Below are 15,991 nucleotides of genomic sequence, written 5' to 3' on the forward strand. Positions count from 1 at the left end.
AAATAGACAATTAACCACTAAAAAATTAAATCGCTGTCACATCAACATACTGCCCTACATCGGCAAATTGTTCGGCATCTTGATGAGGAATGATACCAAGGCAAGGCGCATTGATCGAACGGTGCAATGTCTCTATATATTCGGCCTGATAGGTTCCTGCCGGTTCGACTTCATTCGCCACCCACCCCACCAATTTTAGCCCTGCTTGGTTAATCGCTTGTGCGGTTAATAAGGCATGATTAATACAACCCAGTTTGATGCCAACCACCATAATCACTGGCAATTGTTGCTCAACCACCCAATCTGCATAACTTTGTTGTGCTGATAATGGCGTATACCAGCCGCCAGCACCTTCAACCAACATCCACTGCGCTTTTGACTGCAAATGTTTTAATCCGTTTGTCATCACTGAAAAATCAATTGGCAGCCCAACTTTTTCGCTAATAATATGTGGAGATGTTGGCGCTTCGAATACAATTGGATTCACTTCTTGGTAAGTTAACGGCAATGTGCTGTTTGTTTGTAAAAAAAGTGCATCACTGTTACGTAGCCCTTGTGCTGTTTGTTCGCTGCCTGAAGCAACCGGTTTATACCCCGCGGTTTGATAACCCAATTGTTTAGCCGCTTGCAGTAATGCGCAACTGACTACTGTTTTACCGACCTCAGTATCAGTGCCGGTCACAAAATAAGTTTTAGTCACGATAAATTATTCCAAATACAGTTTGATAAGTGAGCTCAAGACCGTTTGCTGACGTGGGATAAGCGCTCTCAAGTAGATGTAATCGCTGCCTTGTCATCAATCCACCACGTCGCCCTGCGGTGAGATGGGTCGCGCCAATGCCTTTCAATGAATTCAATAATCGAGCTAAATCCGAAAAATGTAGTGTATCGGTCTGAAGCAGCAATTGATGCTGCCATGGTTGGCAACTCGCGCTTATCTGTTCAAAACTTAAAAATTCATTCACATGCGAATAGCCATCTAACCTAGCCCAAGCTTGCGATAGCTCCGATAGAGAGCCTTTAGCAAGCGTGGTAAATACAATCACCCCACCATTTTTAGTCACTCGATGTAGTTCAGTTAGGGCCAGTGATAAGTCAGAGCACCATTGGATAGCCAAATTAGAAAAAACCACATTAAAAGTTTGATCGGCAAAAGGCAGTGCTTCCATATCCGCACAGATATACTGTTCAGCCGCATTTTTTTGACGTGCAACCTCCAACATGCCGGACGATAAATCTAATGCGGTCACTTCAGCCCCTTGTGCTTTAATTATTTGGCTGAAAAAACCAGTGCCACAGCCAACATCAATCACTTTTTTAGCCGGTAAATTGACCCGTGCTGAAGCTAATAAATCCAGCAGTTGATGACCACTATTTTGTTGATAATAAGCTATCGAATCATAGCGTTTTGCTGCTTTACCAAAAGCCGAAGCGATTTTTTGTTTTTCATCACTTAATGGTAAAACCATTTAACGCCTCCAACAGTTGATCGATATCTTGTTGGTGATGAGCTGCACTCAAGGTAATGCGTAGCCGTGCACTGCCTGGTGGGACAGTCGGTGGACGTATCGCTTGTACCCATAGCCCTTTTTGTCGTAAATAATCAGAAAGCTGTAAGCTCACCTCATTATCACCCACAATGACGGGTTGAATTGCCATCTGTGAATCAGCTAATTGCAGATCACTAAATTGACTATTTTTTCTGAAATATTCAATATGTTGATTAAGCCGTTCCCTTGCATCATCGGCTGTACGGATCTGCTGTAACGCTGCTAATAGCGCAACTGCCTGAGCTGGTGGCATTGAGGTACTATAAATAAGGTGGCGAGCCGCTTGAATAAAGTAATCTGCGGTTGCTTCATCACACAGAACGGCAGCGCCACTCAAACCAAATGCTTTACCGAAGGTGACAATCAGTAATTCAGGTTTAATACCATGCACATCACAACTACCACGCCCTTCTCGCCCTCTTACGCCAATACCATGGGCATCATCGACCATTAACCAAGCGTGATGTTGTTCCGCGAGCTGTTTTAATTCCGCTAAAGGCGCACTGTCACCATCCATGCTAAACACCCCTTCACTAATCACGAGTGTCTTTACATCTAAAGTGCTGGTGAGCAATTTTTGTAATGATGCAGGGCTATTGTGAGCAAATCGCCGTAAATTAGCTTTTGAAAGCATTGATGCCTCTAAAATCGAAGCATGACTAAGTTTATCGGCTAAAATGCGATCCCCTTGCCCCATTAAAGCGGTGATCACCGCTTGATTCGCCGCAAAACCAGAAATAAATAATAGTGCCCTTGGATATCCCAACCATGCAGATAGCGCGTTTTCCAAATCATAATGGGCGCGAGTAAAACCAGTAATGTGCCCTGAACCGCCACTGCCGGTGCCATATAATGTGGCGCCTTGCTGCCAAGCCTCGACGACCTTGGGGTGATGACTTAACCCTAAGTAATCATTTCCTGAAAAATTCAGGTAATTTTCCCCGTTAATTCGCAACTCACGACCTGTGCTGTAATCAATACAGGTTCTTTTACGCCAAGCCGCATTTTGTTTACGCTGCTCGAGTTGCGCTTGAATAAATGTTTGCCAACTCATTAGACAGCCGCGTTATAGAACTGTGAATTATCGGCTGTCAAAATAGACTCCGCTAATTGTGCCGCTTGTTGATTATCCCCTTCGCTCACTTCAATACGCTCTGGGTTAATATTCAATTTTTTAAACAAGGAGATATCTTTATTTTCATTCGGATTAGGAGCGGTTAACAGCTTACAACCATAAAATACGGAATTAGCGCCTGCCATAAAACAGAGTGCTTGGGTTTGCTCGTTCATATATTCGCGACCCGCCGATAAACGGACGTAAGAGGTCGGCATCATAATACGTGCTACTGCAATAGTTCGAATGAAATCAAAAGGATCGACATCTTCATTATCCGCCATCGGGGTGCCTTCCATTTTCATCAGCATATTGATCGGTACACTTTCTGGCGGTTTAGGTAAATTCGCAAGTTGAACCAACAGTGCTGCTCGATCGCTGATTTTTTCCCCTAAACCAAGAATCCCTCCAGAGCACACTTTGATACCCGCATTACGTACATTATCCAATGTGTCTAAGCGGTCTTGATAAGTTCTGGTGGTAATGATGTTGCCATAGTATTCAGGGGAGGTATCAAGATTATGGTTGTAGTAATCAAGCCCCGCTTCGGCAAGGCGCTGAGCTTGGCTATCGTCAATCATTCCCAGTGTCATGCAGGTTTCCATGCCTAGCGATTTCACCTCTCGCACCATCATTTCGAGATAAGGCATATCGCGTTCACGAGGATTACGCCAAGCGGCTCCCATACAAAAACGCGTTGAGCCTGCTTGCTTCGCTTTTTTTGCAGATTCAAGAACTTGCTGAACTTCCATTAAACGTTCAGTTTCTAATCCGGTTTTATAACGAGCACTTTGTGCACAATATTTGCAATCTTCTGGACATGCCCCTGTTTTGATTGAAAGCAAAGTGCTGACCTGTACTTGCTGTGGGTCAAAATGCTGTCGATGAACTTGCTGAGCTTGGAACAAAAGCTCAAAGAAAGGCATAGAGAACAATTCATTAGCCTGTTTAGTTGTCCACTTTTTTAATTCGCTCACGGCAGATCTCCATCATAAAAAGTCGTTGCCAGTTTAAATATTGTGGTTATCATGTCAACCAAATTCATTTAAATAAGTTGACAACAAAGTAAAATGGACAGTTCTGATATTGCATTCGATGCCAAGCATATCTGGCATCCCTACACCTCGATGAGCCACCCGATCCCCGCCTATCCCATCGTTGAGGCTAAAGGCGCAGAGTTGATTATGGCTGATGGAAAAACACTTGTTGATGGAATGTCTTCTTGGTGGGCGGCGATCCACGGCTACAATCATCCCGTTCTCAATCGAGCTGCTACTGAGCAGCTACAAAAAATGTCTCATGTCATGTTTGGTGGCATCACTCACCCTTCCGCAGTGAATTTGTGCCGTCAACTCGTTGAGATCACTCCAACGCCTTTAGAGTGTATTTTTCTTGCCGATTCAGGATCGGTGGCTGTGGAAGTGTCACTAAAGATGGCACTCCAGTATTGGCAGGCAAGAGGGGAAAAGCGCCAACGTATTTTAACTTTACGCCATGGTTATCATGGGGATACTTTTGGTGCGATGGCAGTATGTGATCCTGATAATTCAATGCATGGCCTATACAAAGGTTATCTACCTCCTCATATTTTTGTTGAGGCTCCACAATGTGGTTTTCATGATGAATGGAACAGTGATGATTTATTACCAATTAAGCAGGAACTTGCAGCAAAACATCGCGAAATTGCAGCAATTATACTCGAACCTATCGTACAAGGTGCGGGTGGAATGCGTATTTATCACCCCGAGTACCTAAAAGGCGTTCGTGAGCTTTGTGATCACTATGGCATATTACTGATAGCCGATGAAATCGCGACAGGATTTGGGCGCACAGGCCAATTATTTGCTTGTGACCATGCGGCTATTTCACCGGATATCATGTGCTTAGGCAAAGCCCTCACGGGGGGATATATGACACTATCAGCCACCTTAACAACGCGTCATGTTGCCGAAACGATTAGTAATGGCGAAGCGGGCTGTTTCATGCATGGGCCAACCTTTATGGGGAACCCATTAGCGTGCGCCGTCGCCAACGCAAGCCTAAAATTATTGCTTGAAAGCCCATGGCAGCATACTGTCGCCAAGATTGAGCAGCAGCTCTTAGCTGAATTAGCACCTTTGTCCTCCCACGCAAGCGTCAAGCAGGTGCGCGTTTTAGGGGCGATTGGCGTGATTGAGATGCAGCAGCCAGTCAATACCGCTGAATTACAAAAAAAGTTTGTTGAACAAGGGGTTTGGGTAAGGCCATTTGGTCGGCTGATTTATGTTATGCCACCTTACATTATTTCACCGGAACAACTGAGTAAAGTGACAAGTGCAATGAGAAACGTGATTGAGGGGTAAAGATCCCCTCAGTGCTTTGAGGAGATCTTAGTTTAGCAATTAACGCGCTAATACCGTCACCCACATTGGGCCTTTGCCCACTGGGTAGCGACCAATCTGGGTGAGTTTACCTGTAATCGGGTCAATTTCTGAAACAGAAATACTGTCAGATTTTTGCCCGCTAGAAATCAAGAAGCGCCCTGTTGCATCAAGGTTAAAGCCCCTAGGCTGAGCTTCTGTTGGATAAATCCCTTCTAGGGTCAACTCGCGGCCATCATCAGATACTCGGAAATGGCTAATATAGCTATCTGAACGCTCACTCGCATACAGATGACGTCCATCAGGCGTGATATGAATATCTGCCGCCCAACGTTGGCTTTCACGACCTTCTGGGTATACGTTAATATGCTGAACTTGGCGATAGCGAGTAAATTTATGGTAAACGTTAATGGTTGAATCCAACTCATTAACACAATAAATAACTTTGTGCTGTGGATGGAATGCAAGGTGGCGAGGGCCTGCGCCTTTTGCTGAACTGATTTGATCAGCAGAAGCTTCGGTTAAATGACCATCGTCATGCAGATCAAATAAGCGAATATGATCTTCCCCCAAACACGGCACCCATAATTGTTGATTGTCAGCATCAACATGTGAAGAGTGTGGGTTTCGTAGCCCTTCGATCACTTGGATCGCGGTTTGTGGTACACCTTCTTGGTTGATAGGTAAGACAGCCAAATTATGTTGATGGTATGACGGCACAAACAAATACTTACCAGTGTTATCTAATGATAAATGTACCGGTGTACTTGGAATTGCCGTCTCAGCTTTTAGTCTGAGAGTGCCCTTATCTTCAATTTGATAAGTGATTACTCGAAAATTGGGTCGGACACCAATATAAAGGTGCTTTTTATCATGGCTTAATACCATTGGCTGTACTTGGCCTGGTGTTGTCACCGTCTGTAATAACGTCAGTTCACCGGCTTCGTTCATAGACCAAACGTGGATCTGATGGCTTTCGGGGCTAGCAATATAGACAACCTGATTCATCCTGTCTCCTTATGATTCATGATAAAAATATCTTCTTCCATTATGACGGTTAATCTCAGGATAGACTAGCGAATAACAAGCAATCCCCCTCTTTTCAATACATCGCGCCACTAAATTATCTCAAAATGATTAAAACAACAGATTACCAATAACCTGACTCGATTCATTCTGCGCCACTTTAGTTAATCTGCAATATCCGCTAAGATGATAAAATTATTTTAGCACTGGATTATTATCAGGCTAACAGATCCCTTTCTGTTTAGCTGACAACGACAAAAACCATCATATGGCCACTCATTAAGGCATATGTAACCTCAAATCACGTGGAGCCGTTTATGTCATACCGCGTTATTGCGCTCGATCTTGATGGAACACTGCTTGATCCTCAAAAGAAAATTTTGCCCGAATCACTTGCTGCATTAAATGAAGCTCGTCGCCAAGGCGTTAAAGTGTTGATTGTGACAGGGCGCCATCATGTTGCCATTCATCCTTTCTACCAAGAGCTTAACCTTGATACCCCTGCAATTTGCTGCAATGGTACTTATCTTTATGATTATTTAGGTAAAAAAGTTCTTTCTTCAGACCCAATGACACTCGAATCAGCAACACAAATGATTGAAAGGCTGCGTGGCACTGATATTCAACATTTAATGTATGTTGATGATGCCATGCTATACAACGCACCGACAGAAGGGATCAAAAGGACGCTAAGTTGGGCAGAAACCCTGCCAGTGGCTCAACGTCCTAATATTCAGTTTGTCGAAAACTATGCTGATGTCTTACATGATTATCAATCTATTTGGAAATTTGCCGTCAGTTCAGAAAATATCGATCAGCTCAAAGAGGTTGTTCGCGGTATTGAAGATGATTTTGGCTTGGAATGTGAATGGTCATGGGCTGATCAAGTCGACGTCGGCCGCAAAGGAAACAGCAAAGGCCAACGACTAAAACAGTGGGTTGAATCACAGGGTATGACCATGAATGATGTGGTTGCTTTTGGTGATAACTTTAACGATTTAAGCATGTTAACAACGGCTGGACTAGGTGTTGCTATGGGCCAAGCGGTCGATGAAATCAAACAACAAGCAAAACTGGTTACACGTGATAACACCCAACCGGGTATCGCTGAAGTGATCCATAAATACGTATTGTAATTTTATCTATTAGGGGGCCAATAATAAGCCCCCTAATTAACTCATTTTGCCACTTTATGCTGTTCACTCAAGCGGCATGACTTTAGATATCAGCTAACGTACTGTTATGATGTGTAATGGCGGCTTAATGAAACACTTTTAACCTGTGCATAAACTCGACGACCTTTGCGAATAGACAATTCGTCACGCGCCCAACGTGTGATACGCGCCCATAAATAATGCTGTTCGCCTAAATCAAGCTTCACATCCACCTGCTCGCCATCTTCAATCCATTCAACCACTTCCGCTGATAAAATATTACGGATACTGCTGACCTGTGGCTTTTCTAATACTAAAGACACATCAGAGGCATCAATGCGTAAACGCAACTGCCCGCCTCTTTCTGTATCAATACGCGGGATCCATAATTTTTGACTGCCCACAATCACCGCAGTCATCTCATAGTCAGGGTGGTGACCATGACATATCACATTTAACACGCTACTTAATGTCTCTTGTTGGAGCCAAGGACGCAATGCACTGCTTGCCCACACCTCCTCTAATGCTCCAAAAGCTTTAACTTTACCTTGTGCCATCACAATCACTTTATCGGCAAGGCGTAAAATCTCATCTAAGCTATGGCTGACATATAAAATAGGGATTTTGACATCTTGAGACAGTTTTTCTAAATACGGTAGTAGCTCACGTTTACGCGGTAAATCAAGAGAAGCTAATGGCTCATCCATCAATAAAATTTCAGGTGCGGTTAACAGTGCGCGGCCAATAGCGACACGCTGTTTTTCCCCACCTGATAATGTAATAGGAAAACGATTTAGAAGTTTTTCAATGCCTAACAACGTCACAATTTCATCGAAGCGCCCTTTCATTTCGGGAGCCATACCATAACGTAAATTATTCTTGACTCGATAATGGGGAAATAGCCGTGCATCTTGGAAGACATAGCCAATATGGCGCTTTTCGGGCGGCAAGCAGATGCCTTTTTCGATATCGACCAGCGTCCGTCCATTGAGCACAATACGCCCTCGATTAGGCTTGGTTAGCCCCCCTATCACATTAATTAATGAGGTCTTCCCTGCTCCAGATAACCCAAATATGGCAGTAATGCTCTCTGTCGGTAGCGAGGTATTCACTTCAAGCGCTAACTCACCAAGCTGCTGTGAAAAATCCAGCTCTAACATATCAGGCTACCCCCAATCGCTTTTTGCCCCAACGGGTCAGCCATTCTGAAACTAATAGTGAAATTAATGCCAAGATAATAGCAATCACACACAAGCGGGCTGCATCCACTTCCGCCCCCGGTGTTTCAATTAAGGTATACATCGCAAGTGGGATGGTTTGTGTTTCTCCGGGAATATTCGATACAAAGGTGATAGTCGCCCCAAACTCCCCTAATGAGCGTGCAAATGCTAATACCGTTCCCACAATAATACCGGGCAGTGATAATGGGATAGTTATCGTAAAAAAGACACGTAATGGCGTCGCGCCTAATGTTCGAGCCGCTTGCTCAAGTTTACGATCAACGGCTTCGAGCGCTAAACGGATCGCCCGCACCATCAATGGAAAAGCCACCACGGCGGAGGCCAATGCGGCACCGCGCCAGCTAAACGTAAAGCTAAACCCAAACCAGCTATACAGCCATTCCCCAATAAAACCGCGGCGTCCCATACTGATCAATAATAAATACCCCACTACCACTGGCGGTAACACCAATGGTAGATGGATAATACTATCCAGCAGTGTTTTGCCGGGGAAATGACAACGCACCAATACCCATGCAACCAAAATACCTAGTGGCAAACTAAACATGACTGCCACACTTGAAACTTTTAAGCTCAGGTAGATGGCTTCCCATTCATAAGCACTTAACATCTGCAATACTAAAATCCCTTAACGTGGGGTGAAACCGTAACGTTTGAATACTTCTGAAGCGGCTGACGTTTTCAAATATTCATAAAAGTCACGAGTTGCTTGATTATCTTGGTCTTTCACAATAGCCATTGGATATTCAACGGGTTTGTGCGAGTCTGCTGGAAAAATACCAACGACTTTGACTTTTTGGCTAGCAACGGCATCGGAGCCATACACTATCCCTAAAGGCGCTTCATCGCGTTCAACCAAGGCCATACCACTACGCACATTATTGGTACGTGCTAATAACGGATTGACCGTATCCCATGCCCCTAAATAGCTCAATGCTTCTTTCGCATAAATCCCAACAGGAACATGCTCCGGATCGCCTACCGCCAGACGGCCGCCATCAAGCAGCTTTTTCCAATCCGTTTGTTTATTGATCTCCACCTTTTCAATTTTGGAATCTTTGGGTGCGATCAATACCAACTCATTACCTAATAAAGTGTAGCGCGTGTTTTCAACCATCAAATGCTTATCAATAGCATAATTCATCCATTGCTGATCGGCAGAAATAAATAGATTTGCAGGCGCTCCTTGCTCAATTTGACGAGCAAGTGTCGATGATGATGCATATGATGAGACAACTTCTACTTTGTTTTCTTTCTGATATTGTTCAGAAATTTCATTCATCGCATTTGTCAAAGAGGCGGCAGCAAAAACAGTTATTTTCTCTGCTGCAACCGTATGGCTTGCCATAGAAAGTGTCATCGTGACACCCGCCAACAACGTGATCAAATTTTTTTTCATTTCAGTCCACCCTAATATTAGTTATCACGCTATATATAACAGGATATAACGATAACTTAAAGTCATCGCGTGCAGAAAAGTGTGCTAGCGCAATGAATTGCATCAAAACTTATACCAGAAGCAGAAAAGTGAGGGGAGACTTGCTTTAAAAGCGTATCAACCAAAGACAAATAGATAGAGTTGCCTGTTTCTCAGTATACCACTAAAAAACAGGCGAACTTAAATAGGGAGGAGGGTTATTCCTTCTCTGTATGATGGTGCGGAACGTGAGCTTTAGATAGCAGATTAAAGAAAGCCCCGAGGCCGTAAATTAGCCCCATAATCAAAAACATCACAACGGGAACCATCAACAGGGCAAAGCCCATGCTTTTTAAAATTTCTAACATTAAAGCCTCTTCAGTGATACTGTGCCCACCAGCCAACTGATGCGCTGACGAGGGAAAATAAAGCTGAATTTAAATAATAACGTATATAATAGCGGGATAGCTGTCACTATTGTAGACAAATTCTATTTCTAACGACACACTAAACGTGCTTTTTTATTAAGCGTCGCGATGACAGTTTATTTATATACTCTCACTAATACAAAGTACAACTTGAGTATATTCAATCTGATAGGAAGGGTTATATTTATGCAAGCAGAAATCTTACTGACACTAAAGCTACAAGGGAGTTTATTTGCAGACCCTCGCCGAATTTCATTGCTCAAGCAAATCAAAGCAACAGGCTCTATTAGCCAAGGTGCTAAATTGGCTGGGATCAGCTATAAAAGCGCCTGGGATGCTATCAATGAAATGAACCAGCTTGCTGACGATATTTTAGTGGATAGAGCCACTGGCGGTAAAGGTGGTGGTGGCACAACATTGACCCACTATGGGGAAAGACTGCTACAGCTATACGACTTACTGGCACAAATTCAGCAAAAAGCCTTTGATGTTCTCAAAGAAGACACATTACCTCTTGATAGTCTTCTAGCCGCGATTTCCCGTTTTTCATTGCAAACCAGCGCGCGTAATCAGTTTTTTGGTACTCTGATTGCTCGTGACCATAACCAAGTTCAACAACATGTCCAAGTGTTATTGTCCGACAATAAAACCATCATTAATGCCGCTCTTACAGAACAGAGTGCCAACCGTCTACGCCTTACTGAAGGTAAGGAAGTACTCGCTCTGATTAAAGCACCTTGGATAAAATTGACGAAGCAACCAATAAAAAATAGTGAATTTGACAATCAACTCGCTGGGAAGATAACCGCACTTGAACGTGGTCAAGAAAACAGCGAAGTGATCGTGACCCTATTAGGTGGTGAGAGCCTATGCTCTACCCTCAGTAACCAAGAAGTCGATAGCCAACAATTGCAGCTCAACGATAATGTCACAGCGCTATTTAATGCCGATCAAGTGATTATTGCCACACTATGCTAACCACGTGCACTTATCTAAATACGCCATTTCCTCACCAATAGATAAGTGCAAGCTTGTTTTTTGTGCGCCTTTCTCCAGTGAATGATTGACTTTATCTGTAATCATGATTATTTGTTGAGGTGACAGGTAAATAACGACAAAAATAATGACAAAAATAAGGAAGTGGCATGAAAGCAATCACCCTTCGTCACAGCAGCTTTAAGCTCAGTGACACACAAACACTGGATATTCCTGAATTAGCCATTAATCAGCATGAAAGTTGGGCGTTTATTGGGGCCAATGGTAGTGGTAAGTCATCACTTGCAAAAGCGTTATCAGGGGAACTAAAACCACTCTCAGGTATTGTGGAAAATAGCTTTGTATCTCCCGTACGCCTCTCTTTCGAACAACTGCAAAACATGATTAATGAAGAGTGGCAGCGTAATAACACGGATCTGCTTAGTGAAGATGAAGACGATACCGGATATACCGCCGCTGAAATTATCCAACTCCACCACCGAGACAATGAATACTGTCTTGAACTGGCCACAAAATTTGGCATTCACGATCTGCTTTCTCGACGCTTTAAATATCTGTCAACAGGGGAAACACGCAAAGTTTTACTCTGCCAAACCCTTATGGGGGAACCTGATTTATTAGTGCTTGATGAGCCTTTTGATGGCCTTGATGTCTATTCACGAAATAATCTGAGCGAGTTACTTAGCAGCTTATCTGAAAAAGGGTTAACAATTGTATTGATCCTGAACCGATTTGATGAGTTACCCGACTTTATTGACAATATGGGCGTATTAGCCGACTGCAAACTGACTTTATCAGGCAGCCGTGAGTCAGTACTTGCTAACACGTTAATCACCCAGCTTCAACATAGCGAAAGCTTAAAACATCTCACTATCCCTGAAATGGAAGATCCAACGGCTGAAGCCCCACTTCCTAGCGATATTCCACGGGTTATTTTGAAAAACGGCGTGGTCAGCTATAACGACAAACCGATTTTGCATGGTTTGAACTGGCAGGTTAATCCCAGTGAGCATTGGCAAATTATCGGCGAAAACGGTGCAGGGAAATCCACGCTATTAAGCCTAATTACCGGAGATCATCCTCAAGGCTATAGTAATGATTTAACGCTATTTGGTCGTCGCAGAGGCACAGGTGAGACGATTTGGGATATCAAACGCCATATTGGTTATGTTAGTAACAGCATTCATCAAGAGTACCGCGTCGCGACTAGCGTGATTAATGTGATCATCTCTGGGTTCCACGACTCAATTGGTTTATATCAGACACCTTCTGATCGCCAAATTCAACTGGCTTATGAGTGGCTAGCCCTACTCGGTTTTCCCTCACAAACAGCACAACAACCTTTCCATAGCTTATCATGGGGTCAGCAACGACTTGTGCTTATCGCACGCGCCTTAGTCAAACATCCGGCTGTTTTGATTTTAGATGAGCCACTTCAAGGGCTAGATGGTTTAAACCGTTTATTAGTCCTACGTTTTATTGATGTAATGCTCAGCCAAGGCACGACTCAGCTTCTTTTTGTTACTCACCATCAAGAAGATGCGCCAACTTGCATTACCCATCGATTGAAGTTTGTTCCTGATAACGGCAAATATCGTTATGACATAGAAACTGTCGAGCAACAAACGGTCTAACCGCGCCATCATTGGGGTCGATAATGTTCGATTATCGACCTAAATTAATCTAATGATTAGTTCGCACACTTAATACTCAGCTATATAACCTGTTTATTTATATTAATTTTTTATCATTCCAGACCAATAGCTGTGCTTTTTCCTCGGAAAATAACTGAAAACAATTACACTGTGCCGCTTTAAATAATTCGAATAGATTTTAGGAACAACGTATGGCCAGTTGGTTTATTTTGGCGGCTTCACTCACAACACTTGCAACGCATCGATTTATTGCCACATTTTTACTCTTACTTGCGACAACAATAGCACTATTTACGGGTGTACTAAGTTGGCAAGCAATTCTCTTATTTGTCGCTATTACTGTCATTGGCGTGATAGGTTGGCGCTTTCAATATCATGTCTGGGTCAAAGTTATTAGCGAGGTCACGCTTGTTATCTGCGCTGTAGGCCTATTGATTCATTTTTTCCCAGGATTTCATAACCTCAAATACCTCGATAGCGTGATTGTTGGCGAGCAAAGCAGACCATTTACCATGTACTTTAACTTTGATAAGGCCTTGGTTCCTTTTGTTTTGTTATTTTGTCTCCCCAGCCTATTTTCAGCTCAAGCCCCCAAAACAGCAAAACCTTGGCAATGGTGGTTACTGATCATTGCCGTTCCTATGTTATTGGTTGTTGCTGCCATTGCGGGAGGACTAGGTTTTGAGTGGCATTTGCCGACTTGGTTACCTGCATTCATTATTTGCAATTTATTATTTGTCTCATTAGCCGAAGAAGCATTATTTCGTGGCTATCTCCAGCAGCGCCTCACTCAATGGTTTGGCTCCCCTTATCTTGCATTAGTCGTGTGTGCCTTAGTGTTTGGGGCTGTGCATTTCGCGGGAGGCCCGTTGCTGATCCTTTTTGCGACCCTTGCAGGAATTATTTATGGACTAGCATGGATGTGGAGTGGCAAATTATGGCTTGCTGTATCGTTTCACTTCGGGTTAAATCTATTGCATCTGTTATTTTTTACTTACCCAGTCAAAATGGTTGCTGGATAAAAAACAAGCTGATTAAGGTACGATTTTTATCCAAATAACCGACTGACTATCACTTTTTTGATTTGGTTTGGGTAAAACATCAGTTGTGACTAGCGTTCGGATTGACTATCCCTATAATGTAAGTCAGCAATGATTCATTTTAATTTGAATGTACTGATAGGAGTTTAAGCTATGGCTGTAACTAAACTGGTTTTGGTAAGACACGGTGAGAGCGAGTGGAACAAAGAGAACCGTTTCACTGGCTGGACTGATGTTGAGCTGTCAGACAAAGGCCGTGAAGAAGCAAAAAATGCAGGCCAACTGCTGAAAGATGAAGGCTTTGTCTTTGATTTCGCCTATACCTCAGTTCTGAAACGTGCTATCCATACCTTATGGAACATCCTTGATCAGGTTGATCAGCAATGGCTGCCTGTTGAAAAGAGCTGGAAACTAAATGAGCGTCACTATGGTGCACTGCAAGGTCTAGATAAATCAGAAACTGCGGCTAAATATGGTGATGAGCAAGTTAAACTCTGGCGCCGTGGTTTTGCCATCACGCCACCTGAGCTAACAAAAGATGACGAACGTTTCCCAGGCCACGATCCACGCTATGCAAAACTGTCTAGCGAGGAACTGCCAGTAACAGAAAGCTTAGCAACAACCATTGAGCGTGTTGTGCCTTACTGGGAACAAGAGATCAAACCACGTGTTGCGGCAGGTGAAAAAGTGATTATTGCAGCTCACGGTAACTCACTGCGTGCGCTGGTAAAATACTTGGATAACATGGGCGAAGAAGAAATTCTTAACCTCAATATCCCAACAGCAGTGCCACTGGTTTATGAGTTTGATGAAAACATGAAACCAATCAAACATTACTATCTTGGCAACCAAGATGAAATCGCTGCAAAACAAGCAGCGGTTGCCAACCAAGGCAAAGCAAAATAATTAAAGTTAAATAAAGTAAAGGGTTGGCTAATCGCCAACCCTTTTTGTATGACATATTCCAATGAATAATAATACGTTAAAAATTAAAATAGATATCTAACGCCTAACACAAGCTCTTGTGACTTAAGGTGCGCTTTCATCTGCTCATCCTGTATGCCACGCGCATTGGCAAAACGATTCATACCGCTTTCGATTTTCCCTAAATCAATATAACGATATCCCAAGTCAAAATTTAATTTATCAATAGGCTCGTAACTTACACCAGCGCCAATCGAGTACGCTAAGTTAGTGTCAGTATTGCTACCATATTGACGTGCGGCATTACCTTGCCATCCCGATGATTTCACTTTTGCAACACCCAATCCCACGGTGCCATACACTGAAATCCCTTGGTAGATATCATAATCACGATAAACATTCAGCATTAAACGCTGCGATTCCGTTTTGTGATGATTAAAGCTGGTTGAAAAAGCGGTTGAGCCACTGGTGTACTCTGCTTTTTTATTAAAACTATACTCCCCTTCGGTACGCCAGCCATTACCATACTGATAACCCGCTGCAAGAGAAGCATTGTAGAAATCATCTTTATCATCACCAGAAACAAACTGGCCAATCCCTGGGCGGAGACTCGTATCCATACTATCCGCTTTTTGCCACACTTTAGAAAGTCGTGCGGAACCGTAATATCCCTCTTGGTTAGTTGACGCAAAAGCACTTCCCATCGTGCTGATTAATGCAAATGTTAACGATGCAAGTTGTAACTTCCTCATTAATATTTCCCTTTAGTTATAATATCGAAAAGGGATTATTTACTTTGGCGACTATTAAAGAAAGAGAAGTTTTTTGAATGATTTGTTCATTTTTACTGAAAACAAAAAATATAAAACTAAGATAATAAAAATAAATAAACTATAATAACGAGTAAATACAGTGAATAGCTCGACAAGAAAAATCTTAAATATTGATTTTTCCTTGCATTATTTATTCATGAGCAGAAAGGCCACAAAAACCCCTTTTACAGGTATTTTTAGCGGATCGTGATTTAAGGTATTTTGGCGTTTTATTTTTGGTAGTGCGATTATGTTCATCATGAACTCATCCGAA

The 15,991-nt window shown here is 42.9% G+C and carries 16 protein-coding genes; 6 read left to right on the forward strand and 10 right to left on the reverse strand.

All coding sequences use genetic code 11. The features are described 5' to 3' along the window. Positions 1–25: 25 nt before the first annotated feature. From bioD to bioB, 4 genes are read right to left on the reverse strand one after another with little or no spacing between them, the layout of a single operon-like run. Positions 26–700 carry a dethiobiotin synthase gene (gene bioD, locus PR675_RS01475; RefSeq protein ID WP_060560669.1) on the reverse strand — a complete coding sequence of 225 codons (675 nt, stop codon included), beginning with the start codon at positions 698–700 and terminating at the stop codon, positions 26–28. Then, the gene (gene bioC / locus PR675_RS01480) at positions 693–1,469 is read right to left on the reverse strand and encodes a malonyl-ACP O-methyltransferase BioC (protein WP_072021678.1); all 777 of its coding nucleotides are present in this window, start codon (positions 1,467–1,469) and stop codon (positions 693–695) included. Before bioC ends, bioD begins: the two co-directional genes overlap by 8 nt. After that, complete coding sequence (bioF, locus tag PR675_RS01485) at positions 1,450–2,604, reverse strand: 8-amino-7-oxononanoate synthase (protein WP_053110325.1); 1,155 nt, start codon at positions 2,602–2,604, stop codon at positions 1,450–1,452. Before bioF ends, bioC begins: the two co-directional genes overlap by 20 nt. Beyond that, positions 2,604–3,641, reverse strand: a complete 1,038-nt coding sequence (gene bioB, locus PR675_RS01490) for a biotin synthase BioB (protein ID WP_004917825.1) — start codon at positions 3,639–3,641, stop codon at positions 2,604–2,606. Before bioB ends, bioF begins: the two co-directional genes overlap by 1 nt. A 93-nt stretch (positions 3,642–3,734) precedes the next feature. Here bioB and bioA point away from each other — a divergent pair, with 93 nt between their 5' ends. Beyond that, a complete protein-coding gene (gene bioA, locus PR675_RS01495) occupies positions 3,735–5,006 on the forward strand; it encodes an adenosylmethionine--8-amino-7-oxononanoate transaminase (RefSeq protein WP_060560668.1) in 1,272 nt (423 codons plus the stop codon). Positions 5,007–5,045: 39 nt separating this feature from the next. Here bioA and pgl read toward each other — a convergent pair whose 3' ends face one another. Continuing rightward, entirely contained in the window at positions 5,046–6,032 is a 987-nt protein-coding gene (gene pgl / locus PR675_RS01500; RefSeq protein ID WP_004917821.1) for a 6-phosphogluconolactonase, read from the reverse strand. A 335-nt stretch (positions 6,033–6,367) separates the two neighbouring features. On the opposite strand from pgl, the gene PR675_RS01505 reads away from it, so the two are divergent. Then, on the forward strand, positions 6,368–7,186 hold the full coding sequence (locus PR675_RS01505) for a pyridoxal phosphatase (protein ID WP_004917819.1): 819 nt from the start codon (positions 6,368–6,370) through the stop codon (positions 7,184–7,186). Positions 7,187–7,290: 104 nt separating this feature from the next. On the opposite strand, the gene modC is transcribed toward PR675_RS01505, so the two are convergent. From modC to PR675_RS01525, 4 genes are all read right to left on the reverse strand, one after another. After that, positions 7,291–8,364 carry a molybdenum ABC transporter ATP-binding protein ModC gene (gene modC / locus PR675_RS01510; protein ID WP_004917817.1) on the reverse strand — a complete coding sequence of 358 codons (1,074 nt, stop codon included), beginning with the start codon at positions 8,362–8,364 and terminating at the stop codon, positions 7,291–7,293. 1 nt (position 8,365) lies between these two features. Further along, positions 8,366–9,055, reverse strand: a complete 690-nt coding sequence (gene modB, locus PR675_RS01515; RefSeq protein ID WP_004917815.1) for a molybdate ABC transporter permease subunit — start codon at positions 9,053–9,055, stop codon at positions 8,366–8,368. Positions 9,056–9,073: 18 nt separating this feature from the next. Further along, a complete protein-coding gene (modA, locus tag PR675_RS01520) occupies positions 9,074–9,844 on the reverse strand; it encodes a molybdate ABC transporter substrate-binding protein (protein WP_060560667.1) in 771 nt (256 codons plus the stop codon). Between the two features lie 236 nt (positions 9,845–10,080). Then, positions 10,081–10,230, reverse strand: a complete 150-nt coding sequence (locus PR675_RS01525; RefSeq protein WP_014657766.1) for an AcrZ family multidrug efflux pump-associated protein — start codon at positions 10,228–10,230, stop codon at positions 10,081–10,083. A gap of 246 nt (positions 10,231–10,476) precedes the next feature. Between PR675_RS01525 and modE the strand changes: the two genes are divergently transcribed. The 4 genes from modE (at position 10,477) to gpmA (ending at position 14,887) form a co-directional block, all read left to right on the forward strand. Further along, complete coding sequence (modE, locus tag PR675_RS01530; protein ID WP_040132922.1) at positions 10,477–11,268, forward strand: molybdenum-dependent transcriptional regulator; 792 nt, start codon at positions 10,477–10,479, stop codon at positions 11,266–11,268. A 167-nt stretch (positions 11,269–11,435) separates the two neighbouring features. After that, positions 11,436–12,920 carry a molybdate ABC transporter ATP-binding protein ModF gene (gene modF, locus PR675_RS01535; RefSeq protein ID WP_053110327.1) on the forward strand — a complete coding sequence of 495 codons (1,485 nt, stop codon included), beginning with the start codon at positions 11,436–11,438 and terminating at the stop codon, positions 12,918–12,920. 212 nt (positions 12,921–13,132) lie between these two features. Then, positions 13,133–13,963 (forward strand): CPBP family intramembrane glutamic endopeptidase, encoded by an 831-nt coding sequence (locus PR675_RS01540; RefSeq protein WP_014657763.1) that lies wholly within the window; start codon positions 13,133–13,135, stop codon positions 13,961–13,963. 171 nt (positions 13,964–14,134) lie between these two features. Further along, positions 14,135–14,887 carry a 2,3-diphosphoglycerate-dependent phosphoglycerate mutase gene (gene gpmA, locus PR675_RS01545; RefSeq protein WP_004917803.1) on the forward strand — a complete coding sequence of 251 codons (753 nt, stop codon included), beginning with the start codon at positions 14,135–14,137 and terminating at the stop codon, positions 14,885–14,887. Between the two features lie 83 nt (positions 14,888–14,970). On the opposite strand, the gene PR675_RS01550 is transcribed toward gpmA, so the two are convergent. Next, positions 14,971–15,657 (reverse strand): outer membrane protein, encoded by a 687-nt coding sequence (locus PR675_RS01550; RefSeq protein ID WP_004917800.1) that lies wholly within the window; start codon positions 15,655–15,657, stop codon positions 14,971–14,973. Positions 15,658–15,991 lie beyond the last annotated feature (334 nt).

This window comes from Providencia sp. PROV261 (genome assembly GCF_028477945.1).
Classification (GTDB): Bacteria; Pseudomonadota; Gammaproteobacteria; order Enterobacterales; family Enterobacteriaceae; genus Providencia; species Providencia stuartii.